Source organism: Croceicoccus pelagius, assembly GCF_001661915.1.
GTDB lineage: Bacteria > Pseudomonadota > Alphaproteobacteria > Sphingomonadales > Sphingomonadaceae > Croceicoccus > Croceicoccus pelagius.
In genome coordinates, this window is sequence record NZ_LYWY01000029.1 from 1 (window position 1) to 14685 (window position 14685).

The 14685-nt window shown below is 60.3% G+C and carries 14 protein-coding genes and 3 pseudogenes; 7 read left to right on the forward strand and 10 right to left on the reverse strand.

Annotation, left to right across the window (positions count from 1 at the left end):
- From A9D15_RS05045 to A9D15_RS16910, 6 genes are all read right to left on the reverse strand, one after another.
- Nucleotides 1-800, reverse strand: an 800-nt coding sequence (locus A9D15_RS05045; protein WP_156521655.1) for a TonB-dependent receptor plug domain-containing protein, incomplete at its 3' end; no start/stop codon positions are given.
- Between the two features lie 52 nt (nt 801-852).
- The gene (locus A9D15_RS05050; protein WP_066762541.1) at nt 853-1404 is read right to left on the reverse strand and encodes a 3-phenylpropionate/cinnamic acid dioxygenase subunit beta; all 552 of its coding nucleotides are present in this window, start codon (nt 1402-1404) and stop codon (nt 853-855) included.
- A gap of 14 nt (nt 1405-1418) precedes the next feature.
- Entirely contained in the window at nt 1419-2786 is a 1368-nt protein-coding gene (locus A9D15_RS05055; protein WP_066762544.1) for an aromatic ring-hydroxylating dioxygenase subunit alpha, read from the reverse strand.
- A 37-nt stretch (nt 2787-2823) separates the two neighbouring features.
- Nucleotides 2824-3351, reverse strand: coding sequence for an aromatic-ring-hydroxylating dioxygenase subunit beta (locus A9D15_RS05060; RefSeq protein WP_066762549.1), 528 nt, complete (start codon nt 3349-3351; stop codon nt 2824-2826).
- Nucleotides 3344-4168, reverse strand: coding sequence for an RHO alpha subunit C-terminal catalytic domain-containing protein (locus tag A9D15_RS05065; RefSeq protein ID WP_229660438.1), 825 nt, complete (start codon nt 4166-4168; stop codon nt 3344-3346). Before A9D15_RS05065 ends, A9D15_RS05060 begins: the two co-directional genes overlap by 8 nt.
- The gene (locus A9D15_RS16910) at nt 4120-4521 is read right to left on the reverse strand and encodes a Rieske 2Fe-2S domain-containing protein (protein WP_229660439.1); all 402 of its coding nucleotides are present in this window, start codon (nt 4519-4521) and stop codon (nt 4120-4122) included. Before A9D15_RS16910 ends, A9D15_RS05065 begins: the two co-directional genes overlap by 49 nt.
- A 96-nt stretch (nt 4522-4617) precedes the next feature.
- Here A9D15_RS16910 and A9D15_RS05070 point away from each other — a divergent pair, with 96 nt between their 5' ends.
- Nucleotides 4618-6207 carry a sigma-54-dependent Fis family transcriptional regulator gene (locus A9D15_RS05070; protein ID WP_066762552.1) on the forward strand — a complete coding sequence of 530 codons (1590 nt, stop codon included), beginning with the start codon at nt 4618-4620 and terminating at the stop codon, nt 6205-6207.
- Between the two features lie 107 nt (nt 6208-6314).
- Entirely contained in the window at nt 6315-7541 is a 1227-nt protein-coding gene (locus A9D15_RS05075) for an NAD(P)/FAD-dependent oxidoreductase (protein ID WP_066762556.1), read from the forward strand.
- A gap of 19 nt (nt 7542-7560) precedes the next feature.
- Here A9D15_RS05075 and A9D15_RS05080 read toward each other — a convergent pair whose 3' ends face one another.
- Nucleotides 7561-8349, reverse strand: a complete 789-nt coding sequence (locus A9D15_RS05080) for a 1,6-dihydroxycyclohexa-2,4-diene-1-carboxylate dehydrogenase (protein WP_066762559.1) — start codon at nt 8347-8349, stop codon at nt 7561-7563.
- Between the two features lie 151 nt (nt 8350-8500).
- Between A9D15_RS05080 and A9D15_RS05085 the strand changes: the two genes are divergently transcribed.
- Genes A9D15_RS05085 through A9D15_RS05095 form a run of 3 tightly spaced genes read left to right on the forward strand, consistent with a single transcriptional unit; the run spans nt 8501 to nt 11199 of the window.
- Nucleotides 8501-9487: a dihydrodipicolinate synthase family protein gene (locus A9D15_RS05085; RefSeq protein WP_066762562.1), complete on the forward strand. Its 987-nt coding sequence runs from the start codon at nt 8501-8503 to the stop codon at nt 9485-9487.
- A gap of 42 nt (nt 9488-9529) precedes the next feature.
- A complete protein-coding gene (locus A9D15_RS05090; protein WP_066762564.1) occupies nt 9530-10705 on the forward strand; it encodes an aromatic ring-hydroxylating oxygenase subunit alpha in 1176 nt (391 codons plus the stop codon).
- A complete protein-coding gene (locus A9D15_RS05095) occupies nt 10702-11199 on the forward strand; it encodes an aromatic-ring-hydroxylating dioxygenase subunit beta (RefSeq protein ID WP_066762567.1) in 498 nt (165 codons plus the stop codon). Before A9D15_RS05090 ends, A9D15_RS05095 begins: the two co-directional genes overlap by 4 nt.
- Before the next feature lie 227 nt (nt 11200-11426).
- Here A9D15_RS05095 and A9D15_RS05100 read toward each other — a convergent pair.
- From A9D15_RS05100 to A9D15_RS05110, 3 genes and pseudogenes are all read right to left on the reverse strand, one after another.
- Nucleotides 11427-12004: pseudogene (locus A9D15_RS05100) on the reverse strand (IS256 family transposase); the annotation flags it as partial.
- A 63-nt stretch (nt 12005-12067) separates the two neighbouring features.
- Nucleotides 12068-12265, reverse strand: a pseudogene (locus A9D15_RS05105) (transposase); the annotation flags it as partial.
- 315 nt (nt 12266-12580) lie between these two features.
- Complete coding sequence (locus tag A9D15_RS05110; RefSeq protein ID WP_066762568.1) at nt 12581-13612, reverse strand: IS110 family RNA-guided transposase; 1032 nt, start codon at nt 13610-13612, stop codon at nt 12581-12583.
- A gap of 172 nt (nt 13613-13784) precedes the next feature.
- On the opposite strand from A9D15_RS05110, the gene A9D15_RS17055 reads away from it, so the two are divergent.
- Nucleotides 13785-13913: a hypothetical protein gene (locus tag A9D15_RS17055; RefSeq protein ID WP_268237109.1), complete on the forward strand. Its 129-nt coding sequence runs from the start codon at nt 13785-13787 to the stop codon at nt 13911-13913.
- A gap of 121 nt (nt 13914-14034) precedes the next feature.
- Nucleotides 14035-14685: pseudogene (locus A9D15_RS05115) on the forward strand (IS3 family transposase); the annotation flags it as partial.

Sequence of the window (14685 nt, forward strand, 5' to 3'; positions counted from 1 at the left end):
CCGCTCAGGTTGACGGTCAGCTTGTCGGTCGGCTCCCACTTGAACGCAATGCGTCCGCCGAAGCTGTCCTTGTTGCCCTGGCGGCCGCCGTCGAACAAACGCTTCTGGTAGCCGTCGCGGGTTTCATAGGAAGCAACCGCGCGCATTGCGAGAGTGTCGCTCAGCGGCACGTTGATTATGCCCTTGAAATCGGCGCGGTTGAACCGGCCGGTCGCCGCTTCGAGCTTCATGTCGAAATCGTACTGCGGTTCGACGGAATTGACGACGATCGCGCCGCCGATGGTGTTCTTGCCGAACAGTGTGCCCTGCGGCCCGCGCAGGACCTGGACGCTCGCAATGTCGGCCATGTCGAGCAGCGCGCCAACCGAGCGGGCGACATAGACGCCATCGACATAGACGCCCACGCCCGGGTCGACGGTGATATTGAAATCGGTCTGGCCCACGCCGCGGATGAACGAGGTGATCGTGGCGCTGGAACCCGAGAGATTGGCGACCGGCGAGATGTTTACGTTCGGCGCGAATTTTGCGACTTCGGCCACGTTGGTGACCTGGCGTTCCTCGAGCATTCCGCCGGTCAACGCGGTGATCGCGACCGGCGTTTCCTGCAGGTTCTCGGCCCGCTTGCGCGCAGTCACGATGATCTCTTCGAGGCCGCCGGTCTGTTGCTCCTCAGCCTGAGGCTCACTTGTTGCGGCGTCCTGCGCATGCGCCGCCATCGGTGCGAGCCCGATTGATCCGACGATCGCCGAGGCGCTGGTGCGCAGGACGACCTTCCGGAAATTGAACGATTGGTTTGTCATTGGCGTCATTCTCCCTCTTGTTGATGTATTTTTATTTATAAGCGTGGATAGACTAAACGTAGATATTCAGATTCTTGCTCAGCATCACGTTGTGCTTGAGGATCGCACGGCGTTTGACCAGTTGAAAGCTGTTGCCGACCTGGCGCCAGATATCGATACGGTTGCCGATCAGCGAATCCTCGTCGCGTTCGTTGCGATTGCGATAGGCATAGAAGTCCGAATAGACCCGGAACTCGTCGGCGTTTTCGGTAAGCTCCACCTCGACGTTGGTGATGATATGGGTGCAGCGCGTCGCCGGATCCTCCGACCAGGCCGTTCCGGTCTCGAGCCGCGAAAGCCGCTTGAGGATTTCGGGCTTGCTGTCGTTGTAATAGGCCATCCGGGTCAGGTCGGTCACCTGATCGGTCTTGTCCCGGCGGTAGCGGGTTTCGATTCCCGGCATGTGGTAATGCAGGTCTTCCGCCAGCATCTCTGCCCAGTCGGCATAGTTCTCGGTGTCGAGCAGGCGCGCTTCGCGATAAAGCGTCTGGGCCAGCGCGTGGGTCAGTTCGAGCGATGCGGCAGTGCCTTGGCGTGTGCGCTCGAGGGTTGCGGTGTCGGTCATGGTTGTGATTCCTCTCAGAGCGCGAACAGGCCGGGCAGGTCGCGGGTTTCGGCCACGTTGCCAAGCCTCGGTTCGGGGCGTGTCGGCATCTTACCGAACTCGTCATGGGTCATCATGTCGAGCCAGCGCTGGTAGAAGCCGCGCTGGTTGGCGTCGTTGTACTGGCCGCGATAGACGATGCCCGGCAGGGTATCATGTTCGATCTGGCGGCCGATGCCGCAGCGATAGTGCAGGCGCTCGTGCCTGGTGACGACTCCGCGGTTGACGGTGGTGCAGTTTTCCCAGTTCTCCCCGTCATCCATCTCGAAGGTGCCACCGGGGCCGAAGGTCTGCATGACGCCCTTGGTGACTTCTTCCTTGATGTCATCAGGCATGTTCTTGTTGACGATCACCCAGGTCTTCAATTCGAACTGCATCGGTCCCTTGGGCTGCCATTGGCGGAAGGTGGAGATGCCGGGCAGGAACGAGACATTGGGGAAGATTGAGGCCGAGGCGACCGAGCCGAAGATCTTGGAGCGCATCTCGCCCAGGCGTTCAGCCATCTTGGGGCGGATCTTGTTGTAATAGTCCATGACCTTTGGACGGCCGAGCAGGACGAGATCGCCAACGCCCTCGGTGCCGAATTCCCAGCCGTGACCGTTCACGCTGGCATGATAGGAGTATTCCATGTCGATCGGCGGGAAGGGCATGCCATCGTTCATCGAACGGCAGCCGGAATCGTGCGTCCAGCCAGCGTGGTAAGCATCGCCGATGAAGTTCTCGACCCCGAACTTCCAGTTCGCGCTCATCACCGATTTGATGCAGCCGCCAATGAATTCGGTGCCGCCTTCCTCGTTGTCGAGGATCATGTCGAGATACCAGCGGAAATCGCCCAACCATGCCTCCAGGCTCGGCGCATCGCCGTTGAAGGTGGCGAACACCAGGCCCTTGTAGCTGCTGACCTTGGCGACGTTCTTGAGGCCATGGTTCTTGAAGTCGATATCGCCATTGTCGTAGCAATATTCCTCGTGCATGCCTTTGAGGTCGCCTGCGGTGTCAAAGGCCCAGCCGTGGTAATTGCAGACGAACCGACGAGTGTTGCCGGCATCGGCGAAGCAGACCTTGTTGCCGCGGTGCGGGCAGGAATTGAGCATGACCCGGATCGAACCATCGGCCTGACGCGCGACGATCACCGCGTCTTCGCCCATATGGGTGGTCAGGAAATCTCCGGCCTTGGGGATCTGGCTTTCGTGGGCGACGAACAGCCACGACCGGGCGAAGATCCGGTAAAGCTCTTCCTCATAAATATCGGCGTCGGAAAAGATCCGCCGGTCGAGCCAGCCTTCCTTGAGGTCCATGTAGCGTGAATAATCCGGCTCGCGGCCGATCCGTTCGAAGCGCATGGTTTAACCTCCCAATTGTGATGTTTGAAATTGCAGTTCAGAAGAAGGCGTTGAGATTGCTGTCGGGCAGCACGGAATGGTCGAGCACGATGTCGCGCGCCGCGAGCAGCCAGGCCTGGCCTTCGCCGCGCCACAGGTCGGTGCGCGCGGCGGTGAGCACGCGGGTGGTGCCGTCGATCCGGTTGCGGTGCATGATCAGCACCGAATGGACCCGCACCTCGTTCTCCGCAGGTCTGGCCACTACCTCGACGTTGGAGATGGCGCGGCGAATGAAGTTGGGCGGGTCTTCGGCCCAAACGAAGCCGGATTTCAAGCGATCCACCCGCAGCTTGAGACGGCCAAGATCCTCGTTGAAGATCACGCCCGGGCCGACCGGCAAGGGGGGCGAACGATCCGCACGAAACCGGCGGCTCTTCAATTCCATGCGATAGCAGATGTCTTCGTTCAGCATGGCCAGCCAGCCGTCGAAGTCTTCATTGTCGAGCAGCCGCGCCTCGCAGTGGAGCGCCTGGGTGACCGCGACGATTACCTCGACCGGGGGAGGCGACAGGGGCCGGTCAAGCATGTTCGGCCTCCTGCGCTGTCAGCGAGTTGATGTTGTAGGTGGGCACCTCGGCCCAGGTTTCCGCCATCATGTGCTCTTGCCAGCGGCGGTAGAAATAACGCTGGTTGTGTTCGCTCACCAGGCCGGCGGCGATGTCGCCCGGAAAGCCTTCGCGTTTCCCGGAACGCCCCAGGGCCATATTGGTATAGACATCCATCTGCGCCGTGCGCCAGCCGCGCGATTGTTCAGTGCAGGCGGCAAGGTTGTCGCCGTCGTCGTTGTCGAACAGTCCGGCCAGGCCGACGGTCAGGCACTGGTTCTCGAGGATTTGTGTCTTGACCGCCTCGAGCATGTCGTTTTCGGCCATCGCCCAGGTCCACTGCTCGATCTGCCCGGGGCCCTTGGGATGATAGACCCGAAACCAGTTGAGGCCGGGCAGCAGTTGCAGGTTGGGGAAGATGGTAATGTTGACCTGCGCTCCCCAGACCTGCTTGCCACGCACCTCGCCCAAGCGGTCGATCACCGTCTGGCGGTTGGCTTCCAGGTATTCGAGGATCGGTTTGGGATCGGGATAGAAGGCGTAGCCCGAAACACCGTCGAGCGCGCTCAGCACCATGTGGCCGTTCATGCCGGCTACTGAGAGCCCGCCATCAAGATCGACGCCCGAATTGCCGACGTTGAGCCCCGTGAGGTCCATGGACTGCACGGCTGACATCGCGCCGGCATGGGCCCAGCCAAGGTGATAGCCATCGCCGCAGACGTTCTCGACCGGCAGCTTCCAGTTGGTGCCTAGCACCATCTTCTGGGTTTCGCCGAGCAGCGCTGATCCGCCCGGCATGGCATCCAGCCAGACATCGAGGAAAACTTTGCGTCGCCTAGATAGTCTTCGAGGCTGGGCGAATTTGCGTCCCAGCAGCCGAAGACAAGACCCTTGTATTCGGACACTTTAGTCACGGGAACCAGCCCGAACTTGCTGCGGTCTAGCTTACCAAAATAGGCCTCGTTTTCCAGCGGAACCCCGGCGAGCGCCCCATCGGGGGCAAACGACCAGCCGTGGTAGTTGCAGGTAAACGCCCTTGCGTTGCCGCGGTCGGCGCGGCAGACGCGGTTCCCGCGGTGGGTGCAACTGTTCAGGAACGCCTTGATCGACCCGTCCTTCTGGCGAATGACGATGACATCGTCTTCGCCCATGAACGTGCGGAAATAATCGCCTGTTTTGGGAATCTGGCTTGTATGGACTAGAAACAGCCAGCAGCGTCCAAAGATCCGTTCCAGTTCTCACCCGAGATGGGCCGCATCTGGCGCGATGGCGAGCGTTGCGTCTTGCTAAGCAATTCTGCCCTTGCCGGGCTTCGGGGACACATGGTTTCCCAGTTAGGACTGGACGCGGCCAGCAAGTTCTTCTGGGAGCTCGGCTTTGCCGAAGGTGCGCGGTGTGCAGTCGGCGCGAAGGAACTACGACCCGATCGAGACTTTCTCGATGCATTTGCCGTAGGACCCCAGGCCCATGCTTTGACCGGTTTTGGCTGGACCCAGATCGAAGCGCTCGAAAACGACAAGTCCCGCGGACACTTCGAAGGACGGTTCCTGGTCCACGATTCAATCGAAGCCGCCATTCACCTCAACGCCGAAGGCCGCGCCACCGATCCGGTCTGCTGGATGCAGACTGGCTTTGCCAGCGGTTTTGCCACTGCATTTGCCGGCCAGCCGATCATCATGCGCGAACTGGAGTGTGCCGGTATGGGCGATGCGGCATGTCTGCTGCATGCCAAGCCAGCCATGGAATGGTCACACCTTGACAGCCCGGAAAAATCGGCCTTGCCGCTGGAACCGCCGGTCCTGGATTCCGGCGAAAACAGCATGGCCGTTGGCGTATCGGCTGGCTTCATTGCCGTGAAGACGATGATCGAGCGATCGGCGCCAAGCGACGCAACCTTGTTATTCACGGGAGAAACCGGGGTCGGCAAGGAGGTGCTGGCGAAATTCGCGCATCGCTTGAGCCGGCGGAAGGAAGCTCCTTTTGTCGCGCTCAATTGCGCCGCCATTCCTGAAGGGTTGATCGAATCCGAGCTTTTTGGCGTGGCCAAAGGCGCTTTCACCGGGGCCGTGGCTGCGCGACCGGGTCGCTTCGAACTTGCCCATGGTGGGACGCTCTTCCTCGATGAGATATCCACTCTCTCGCCTCTGGCCCAAAGCAAGATCCTGCGTGTGATCCAGGAAGGCGAATTCGAGCGTGTCGGCGACACGCGAACCATTAAGGTGGATGTTCGCCTGATGGCCGCTGCCAACGCCGATCTGACTCAGTCGATGCGCGATGGCCTGTTTCGCGCCGACCTGTTCTACCAGATTTCGACCTTGCCGATTTGGGTGCCGCCGCTGCGCCAGCGCCGCGAAGACATACCCGGGCTGATCGAGCATTTCCGTTTTCGTTTCTCGCGTCGTCACCAACGCGCGGTAGCTGGGTTCACCACGAGGGCGATCAATGCCTTGCTGGTCTACGATTACCCCGGCAACGTGCGCGAACTCGAGCGAATGGTGGAGCGGGCGGTGTTGCTCGCCGATGATGGGCAGGCGATCGACCTCCGGCATCTGTTTCTGGGTAACGATTTACCCGATCTAAAGCCGGCCATGGGATTGGCTAGTGACGGCAAGATTATGCCTGTTACCGATATCCATGATCGTTCGGAGTTGATTCGCCAGGTGCTCGATTTGATTGTCGAGGGTGGCGAAACTCTGTCGAACGTGGAGGGCCTCGTCATCCGGGAGGCGGTGGAAGCCTCGGGCGGAAATTTTGCGCGAGCCGCCCGTACTTTGGGGCTGTCGCGTCGTCAGTTGGCGTTGAGAATGGAAAAGATCGGACCCACTGGCCGGACATAGCGCAATCACACATTTGCAACGCATTACATAATGTGCAAAGATATGGAAGGAAGGTGGTCGAATGACAGCCGGCTGTTCCGGTATGCTTTCAAAGTTGGGAGAATTGCATGAAATCGATAGCCGTGGTCGGAGCAAATCTTGCGGGTGGCCGCGCGGTGGAGTCCTTGCGCCAGGCTGGCTTTGATGGCCGGATCACCCTGATCGGCGAGGAACCCTGGCGTCCCTACGAGCGCCCGCCGCTGTCCAAGGAAGTGTTGTGGGATCCGGCCAACGTACCGGACAACTTCTTCCTCCACGATGAAGCATGGTACGCGGACAACCGTATCGACATGCGGCTCGGGGTGCGGGCAGAAGCGCTCGATCTGACCGCAGGCGGCGTCCGCCTGGGCGGAGGCGAACTGGTCCAGGCAGATCGCATACTCCTCGCGACCGGCGGCTCGGCGCGCAAGCTCAACATGGAGGGCACCGATGCCGCCAACGTGCATTATTTGCGCACCCGCGACGATGCCACGCGAATGGCGGCGGATCTCAAGGATGGGGCCCGCATCGTCATAATCGGCATGGGCGTGATCGGCGCGGAAGTGGCGGCCAGCGCGATCAAGTTGGGCTGCCGGGTGACGGCGATCGAGCCGTTCGCGGCGCCGATGATCCGGGCGCTCGGGCCGCAGTTCGGGCAATGGCTGGGCGAGGAACATCGCCAGCGCGGCGTCGATACCCGCTTCGGACGCGGCGTGAACGCGATGAGAGTCCTAGATGGTCGGGTGACTCAGGTCGAACTCGACGACGGGTCGCTGGTGGATTGCGATGCCGTTGTGGTCGGGGTCGGCATCGTGCCGGAAACCAGCCTTGCCAAGGACGCAGGCATCGTCACCAATAACGGCATTATCGTCGATAGGCAGTGCCGCACCAGCAATGAGAATGTCTTTGCCGCCGGCGACGTCGCCGAACAGGACAGCTTCTTCGGCGGTCATATCCGCCAGGAAACCTACCAGAACGCTGCCGACCAGGCCCAGGCAGCAGCGCTCGCGATGCTCGGGCAGGACGTCGATTACTGCAAGCCGGCTTGGTACTGGAGCGATCAGTTCGATCTCAACATCCAGTTCTGCGGCCATATCCCGGCGCAAGCCGAGGTAACCCTGCGCGGAGACATGGCAAGCAACCAGTTTACCGCATTCTTCCGGTCAGGCGAGACGATCGAGGGCATCCTGACTGTCAACCGCGCCCCGGACATGGGCATCGGCAAACGGCTGATAGAGCGCCGGGCCAAGGCGTCGGCCGGGCAGCTGGCCGATGCCGATGTGTCGCTCCGCGAAATCCTCAAGCAGGCTGGTTAGGCTCGCAAGGCGGGCGGGATCAGCCGATCCCGCCACCTGCGACGTAGAGCGTCTGGCCGGTGATGTAGGACGCCTCGTCAGCGGCGAGAAAGCAGATTGCGGCGGCCAGTTCCTCGGGCTCGCCGAAGCGGCCCAGCGGGGTATCGCGCAAGGTCTGCTCCATCACTTCGCCAAAGCCCTTGCGGTCCGCGTCGGAGGGCGGGGCAGGATTGCGTGGGGTGACACGGGTCACGTTGACCCCGCCGGGAGCCACGCAATTTACCCTGATGCCACAATCCTCCAATTCCAGAGACAACGCAGCGGTCAGCGCCGCCACGCCGCCTTTCGCAGCCGCGTAGGGCACGCGATTGACCCCGCGCGTTGCCACCGAGCCGATGTTGACAATCGCGCCGCGACCTGCCGCGCGCATGTGGGGCAGCACTGCATGGCAGCACCACAGCGTCGGCCACAGCGATCGATTAATCTCGGCGACGATTTCTTCGGTGGTGTATTCCCAATAGGGCTTGGCCCATATCGTACCACCTACATTATGGACGGCCACGTCGATCCGCCCGAATTTATCGCTTACAGCGTTATACAGGGCAGCGGCTCCAGCCTGTTGCTCAAGGTCGTGGATGGCGGGGTGCGCGTCGACAGATTCGGCCATAAGTCGCGCAACCGCATCCAGTGTCGCCTGTTCTGCACGATCGGCAACCACGACCGTGGCCCCTTCTCGCCCTAGGCGCTGGGCGGTAGCAAAGCCGATCCCCTGGGCTGCTCCTGTGACAACTGCGATCTTGCCTGCAAATCTGCCGTTCGCGTCTGTCATCCCTGATTTCTCCCAACCCACACCGCATCCGGCCGGACGCGTGCAATCCTAGTGGCATTCGGCCTCATAAATCCGTATTCCACCCTTGCCAAGTCAATAGGCAATGCGTTACACATTGGCTAATGTTTGAAGAGTATTTGGGAGATGTTTTGTGGCGCGTGAACTGCTGACTGCTGCTGATGTGAGGGGTGCCTGGGCGATCGTGCCGACGCCGGCCAAGGAAGGTGCTTCCGACTGGCGTGCCACCGATACTGTTAATGTCGACGAAGCAGCCCGCATGGTCAACGGCCTGATTGAGGCCGGGGTCGACGGCATTCTCAGTATGGGGACGCTGGGCGAGGCCGCGACCATGACACTTGACGAAAAGCTCGTCTTTATGAAGACTATCGTCGATGCCGCCGCGGGCCGGGTGCCGGTGTTTGTCGGCACAACCTGCATCAACACCCGCGACACCATCGCGCTGACCCGCCAGGCAGTCGATATCGGCGCGACCGGGACGATGCTGGGCGTACCGATGTGGTGCGCGCCGAGCGTCGATGTCGCGGTCCAGTTCTACAAGGATGTCGCTGAGGCGGTGCCCGATATCAATATTGCAATCTATGCCAATCCCGAAGCATTCAAGTTCGATTTCCCGCGCCATTTCTGGGGTCAGGTCGCCGAAATTCCGCAGGTTGTCACTGCCAAGTACATCGGCGTCGGCACACTGCTGCCCGATCTGGCCGCGATCAAGGGGCGGATCAAGCTGCTGCCGATCGATTTTGATTACTATGGCGCGGCGCGGATGGACGATTCGGTCGATGCCTTCTGGACCAGCGGCGCGGTCTGCCATCCTCTCGTCAGTACGACATTGCGGGATCTCGTCGCCCAGGCCCGCGCCACCGGCGACTGGAGCAAGGCCAAGACATTCATGGGGCGGCTCGCGCCCACGGCAGCAACGCTGTTTCCCAACGGCAGCTTCAAGGAATTCTCCACCTACAACATTCCGCTGGAAAAGGCGCGGATGACCGCCGGTGGATGGATGAACGCCGGACCTTGCCGTCCGCCCTATCACCTGTGTCCCGAAAACTATCTCGAAGGTGCGCGTAATTCGGGCAGGATGTGGGCCGAACTGGGCAAGGCGCTCGAGGCGGAGCGTTGAAATGAGCTGAATTGCTGCAATCAAACCTGTGGGGAAACGAGGATGGCTGAAACAACACTGACCTGGCCCAAGAACTATAATGAAGTTCCCAAGGCGGCCTTTACTCGGGCGGATCTCTACGCTGACGAGATCAGGCGGATTTTTCACGGCCCGGAATGGCACCCGATTGCGCATGAAAGCGAATTGCCCAATCCCGGTGATTTCAAGACGATGCGGCTGGCCGGAATCCCGCTTCTGATCTCTCGCGACGAGGCCGGCGTGGTGCGGGTGTTTTACAACGCCTGCTCGCACCGCAGCAACCAGCTCGAAACCGCAGTGATGGGCAACAAGACCGAGTTTGAGTGCCCCTATCACCGCTGGCTGTTCAACGCCAAGGGGAACTTGGTCGGCTGCCCCAACCCGCGCGAATTCCTGCCCGGCTTCGACAAGGCCGATTACCCCTTGGAGCAACCGCGTTTCGAACTTTTCTATGGTCTGATCTTCGTCACGTTTTCGGCCGAGACTGAGCCACTTGACGAGTTCCTCGGCGAAGCCGGCGAAACACTGCGCGAACTGATGGCGGGCGACGGTCGCCTCAAACTGCTGGGTTACCAGAAGGTTCGCTACGACAGCAACTGGAAGGGTTACAACGACAACGACGGCTACCATGCCCCGCTGCTCCACGCGGCATTCAAGATGCTCAATTGGCAGGGCGGCAAGGGGCGGCAGTATACCGCCACCAAACGCGGCCATGTCTGCTTCGAATCGGCACTCTCCGTGGCGAGCGGCCCCAGCGTTCTGAAAGACAAGGATCTGATTTCCTTCAAGGGGCAGGATCCATCGGTCGGGTCGCGGATCGTCCAGCTGTTCCCCACCTTCGTCTCGACCAAGCACCTCGATGTCATCAATCTGCGCTTTGCCAACCCGGTCGACGCAGAGACTACAGAAGTTCACTACGCCTATTTCGCCCACCAGGACGACGATGCGGACATGGTTCGCCACCGCTTGCGGCAGAGTTCCAACCTGTTGGGTCCCTGCGGGCTGATCAGTATGGAAGACGCCTCGATCTTCCACCGGATCCACATCGGCAGTCACACGCCGGGCAACGCTATCTTCCAGAAAGGCGTGCGTGATCCGGGCAAGCTGGAATCGGAGTTTCTGCAGAACGATGAAAGCGGCAATCTGCCCCGCTGGGAATATTACCGCTCGGCGATGGGTTTCGAGAGGGCAGAGGCATGACGGCCACCACTCCCGAGCTGGAAAAAGCGATCGACCGATTGCTGCTGGCCGATGCCAACGCGCTTGACAGCAAGGACATGCCGGGCTGGCTGGCGAACTATGCCGAGGAAGAACAAGCATCCTATTATTGCCGCGCGGTCGAAAATAGCGAGCACAACCTCGAGCTCGGATTCATGTTCGACGATTGCCGGGCACGGCTCGAAGATCGCGTCACCTATGTGAACGAGATCTGGGCCGGCACCTTTCAGGACTACCGCACCCGTCATTTCGTCCAGCGCGTCAGCCATCGCCAGGTCGATGCCCGAACGGTGGAAGTGGTTTCGAATTTCTCGGTGTTCATGACGCCGATGGATGCCGGCGTCACCCAAGTCCTGGCCGCCGGCCGCTATCTCGATACAATGCGACTGTCAGACGATGGTGGCGCCAAGTTGCTGTCCCGCCGCGCCGAGCTCGATACATCGGTTCTCCCCCGTTATCTGGTCTACCCGATTTGAGTTGCTACACTCTGTCTTCAGCCCGAAAATGCGCTTAAACCAACGGGGGTAAGGATAGATGATCATCGACGCGCATGCCCATCTGGTTGCTCCGGCATCGCTTTATGTGCACAGAAGCAGTCTGATTGTTTCGGGGGGCAATACGGAGAGAGCAATAGTGTCCGTCGTCAGAACATTTGGCGCAACTCGCGGCGTAGATTAGCGGAGTGCGGGCCTCGTCTGGGGGTTTCTTTGGTTCCGTCGGGCAGGATGCCGAGCGCGATGTAGACCGCCTTGTTGCGAACGAAGCCTTCGTCGCGAACCTTCACGCGGATCGCGTCGAAGAACACCAGAGGATAGCAATCATCGAGCGGCCGGCCCTGCCATTCGGTCACCGTTTCCAGCACGGCGTCGGTGATCGTGGAGATCAGATCCGGCGCACGTTAATGCCGTACAGCTCTTCCAGGTGCCCCCGGATCTCACGCACCGTCATGCCGCGTGCGTACATCGAGATGATCTTCGTATCGAAGTCCGGGAAGTGGCGCTGATACTCGGCGATCAGCTTGGGATCGAATGTACCCGAACGGTCGCGCGGAATATCCAGCGTCACTTTCGACGTGCCGGTCAGCATCGTCTTCTTCGAGCTGCCGTTGCGCCGATTGGCGACGCCGGCCTCCGCTTCCGATTCGAGATGATCGTCCAGTTCTGCCGTCAGCATCCGTTCCGACAGTGCCTTCTTCAACTCGTCAATCAGTCCGTCCCGGGCGAATAACTCTTGCGGGTCACGTCCGTCCAGCTGGTCCAGTAACTCCTTGTCGATTGCCATATCGATGGTCCTTTCCATTCCATCTATATGACCTCGCGCACAAAATTACTGACAGTCCCCGACCGGAACGCCGGCACGCTTGCCGCTGTTCACCTCGGCCTTCTTCACCCACTCCAGCAGCGTGTGACCCGAGCAGTCAATCATGGCCGCTATGGATGTGATCGCTGCCCAACGGGAGGGATGCTCGCTCTCTTGATCCAGCGCCAGGCGAACAGCCCGTTCACGCACCTCAGGTGAAAACTTGTTCGTTGTCTTGCTCATCGTAGACCCTTCCTCTCAGGAGTTAGGGCCTCCGGCAATCCCGGGGCGGTTCAAGAACGTATGGCCCGCCCCGTCTGCAAGGACTATTTTGAGGCTGGCAACTGACTGGTCTGCATCAACGTATACGGCATATCAGCGTTGCGCTGTCGCCAAGATGGAGCTTCGCACGCTCTGAACCTCATAATGGGGGTGGCAGCAAAGTGCCGTTCTTGGTACCAGGCTTTCAGGGCGTCGATTTACCGTCAGGCCATCTTCAAAATTCCTCCCGCAGACATCGTGGTCACACAACCGGTCGAGGACCGGTGACCAGGATACTCAGATCGGCATTGCAGCACGGTCGATCGACAACGTGTCTCCGCGACGCAGTGTGACCCAAGCGATCCGGGCCAGCTTGTTGGCCAGTGCCACCGTCACCGTGTTGTAGTGGCATCTGGCAAGCAGGCCGAGCAGCCAGCTCCCCAGCGGCGTCTCGCTCTTGGCAAGCGATGGCAGTGCAGCTCTTGCACCATGGATCAAAAGGGTTCGCAGGTACCTGTTTCCGCGTTTGCTTATTCCTCGAATCTTCGGTTTCCCGCCTGTCGTGTATTGCTTCGGTACCAAGCCCAGCCAAGCGCTGAGATCACGGCTCCGTTCAAAGGTCGACGCATCTCCGACTGCGGCTGCCAGGGCTGTCGCATTGAGCGAACCGATCCCTGGGATCGTCAAAAGCCTGCGCGCCAGTTCATCGGTTCGGGTGAGTTCTAGAAACTCCATATCAAGCGCCGCGATCCTGTCGTCCAGCGTCTTCCACTCCTCGCGTGTTTCCATCATGAACCGACGGATCCGACCCTCGGGAAGACGATCCGTATCGGCTAGCATCGCATCGAGTGCCCTCTCGAACTTCTGGCGGCCTTGGGGCGCTACGATCCCGCGTTCCATTAGGATCGCTCGCGCCTGATTTATCAGGTTCGTACGCGCTCCCACGAGCTGCGACCGCACGCGATGGAGCGACTGAACATCGAGCTGATCCTGGGTCTTCATCTCGACGAACCGCATGGTCGGTCGCGTTGCGGCTTCCGCGATCGCCTCTGCGTCGCGATCATCGTTCTTTTGCGCCTTTACGTAGGGACGGACATATTCCGGCGACATCAACCAGACGGTATGGCCTTGAGCCGCCAGCAACCGACCCAGATGATGCGCCCCGCAACAGGCCTCCATCGCGATCACGCATGGCGCCAGCTTCGCTGTGAAGCCTGGAATTGTGGACGGGCGCATGCGTCTGCTCAGCACGACTTTGCCAGTCGTATCAAGCCCGGCAGCACTGCAGCTGTTCTTGCCCAGATCGACTCCAAGTGTACAAATAGTCATGGCTCGCTCCTTTCCTTTTCACCAACAACCGCATCCTATCAGATGCTGGAAAAGGGGCGGGCCATTCCATAATTGGTGGCGGGAAACGAGAATGAAGATAGTGTATATCGATCGCTCGATGTCGGCGTTCAGGAGCCCAACTCGTTTTCGCGGGACATGTTCCGCAAAGGTCATGACAAAGCTGACGCAGGTTTATCCCGATGCGGAAATTGTCTACCGCGACCTCGCCGCTGATCCGCTTCCGCATCTTCGCGCGCATACGCTTCCGGCTATTTTCGGGCAGGCTGAAAGCGAAGACTGAGACACGGCGACCGAGCCTGGTCTGAGCAAGGAAGCTCTTGCGCAGTTCATGGATGCCGACGTTGAATAGCCCCTAGATTTGTGGACGCCTTCTTTCCTAAATTTGAGGACAGGAGGCGACGATGGGGAAAGCTAATTTCAGCGACGAGTTCAAGCGTGATGCGGTGGCCCAGATCACCGAGCGCGGCTACCGGGTGACCGAGGAGCGCGACATCCTAAAAAAAGCCACCGCGTATTTGACCTTTGGCCACTTCGTTCCGCCAGGGATGCAAAGTGAGATACGCGTTCGTTGCCGAGCATCGCACGCTGTTCCCGGTGCGCGCGATGTGCCGGTGTCTGCGCATCCAGCCCAGCGGCTTCTACGCCTGGTTGAAGAACCCGTTGAGCAGACGGGCGAAGGAAGATGCTCGGCAGACCGAGCTGCTCCGGCAGGCATGGGAAGACAGCGGCAAGGTCTATGGCTATCGCAAGCTGCATGACGACCTGCTCGATCAGGGCGAGACTTGCTGCCCGAACCGCGTGGCGCGTCTCGCCAGTCTGGCGGGTATTAAAGCGAGGATCGGCTACAAGCGCAGGCCGGGCAGCTATGGTGGCAAGCCATCCAGGGTGGTCGACAATACGCTGGCCCGCCAGTTCGATGTCGCGGCACCCGACAAGACATGGGTGACCGACATCACCTACATCAGGACGCAGGAGGGCTTTGCCTATCTGGCGGTGGTGATCGACCTTTACTCCCGCCGAGTGGTGGGCTGGTCGATGCAGAACCGCCAGAT

Coding starts and splice junctions, on each gene's coding strand:
- A9D15_RS05065 (WP_229660438.1), bottom strand. CDS start 4,168: ATGCCGGGCGGATCAGCGCTGCTCGGCGAAACCCAGAAGATGGTGCTA.
- A9D15_RS05060 (WP_066762549.1), bottom strand. CDS start 3,351: ATGCTTGACCGGCCCCTGTCGCCTCCCCCGGTCGAGGTAATCGTCGCG.
- A9D15_RS05080 (WP_066762559.1), bottom strand. CDS start 8,349: ATGACAGACGCGAACGGCAGATTTGCAGGCAAGATCGCAGTTGTCACA.
- A9D15_RS17055 (WP_268237109.1), top strand. CDS start 13,785: ATGACAAAGCTGACGCAGGTTTATCCCGATGCGGAAATTGTCTACCGC.
- A9D15_RS16910 (WP_229660439.1), bottom strand. CDS start 4,521: ATGGGCGAAGACGATGTCATCGTCATTCGCCAGAAGGACGGGTCGATC.
- A9D15_RS05070 (WP_066762552.1), top strand. CDS start 4,618: ATGGGCCGCATCTGGCGCGATGGCGAGCGTTGCGTCTTGCTAAGCAAT.
- A9D15_RS05095 (WP_066762567.1), top strand. CDS start 10,702: ATGACGGCCACCACTCCCGAGCTGGAAAAAGCGATCGACCGATTGCTG.
- A9D15_RS05075 (WP_066762556.1), top strand. CDS start 6,315: ATGAAATCGATAGCCGTGGTCGGAGCAAATCTTGCGGGTGGCCGCGCG.
- A9D15_RS05055 (WP_066762544.1), bottom strand. CDS start 2,786: ATGCGCTTCGAACGGATCGGCCGCGAGCCGGATTATTCACGCTACATG.
- A9D15_RS05050 (WP_066762541.1), bottom strand. CDS start 1,404: ATGACCGACACCGCAACCCTCGAGCGCACACGCCAAGGCACTGCCGCA.
- A9D15_RS05110 (WP_066762568.1), bottom strand. CDS start 13,612: ATGACTATTTGTACACTTGGAGTCGATCTGGGCAAGAACAGCTGCAGT.
- A9D15_RS05090 (WP_066762564.1), top strand. CDS start 9,530: ATGGCTGAAACAACACTGACCTGGCCCAAGAACTATAATGAAGTTCCC.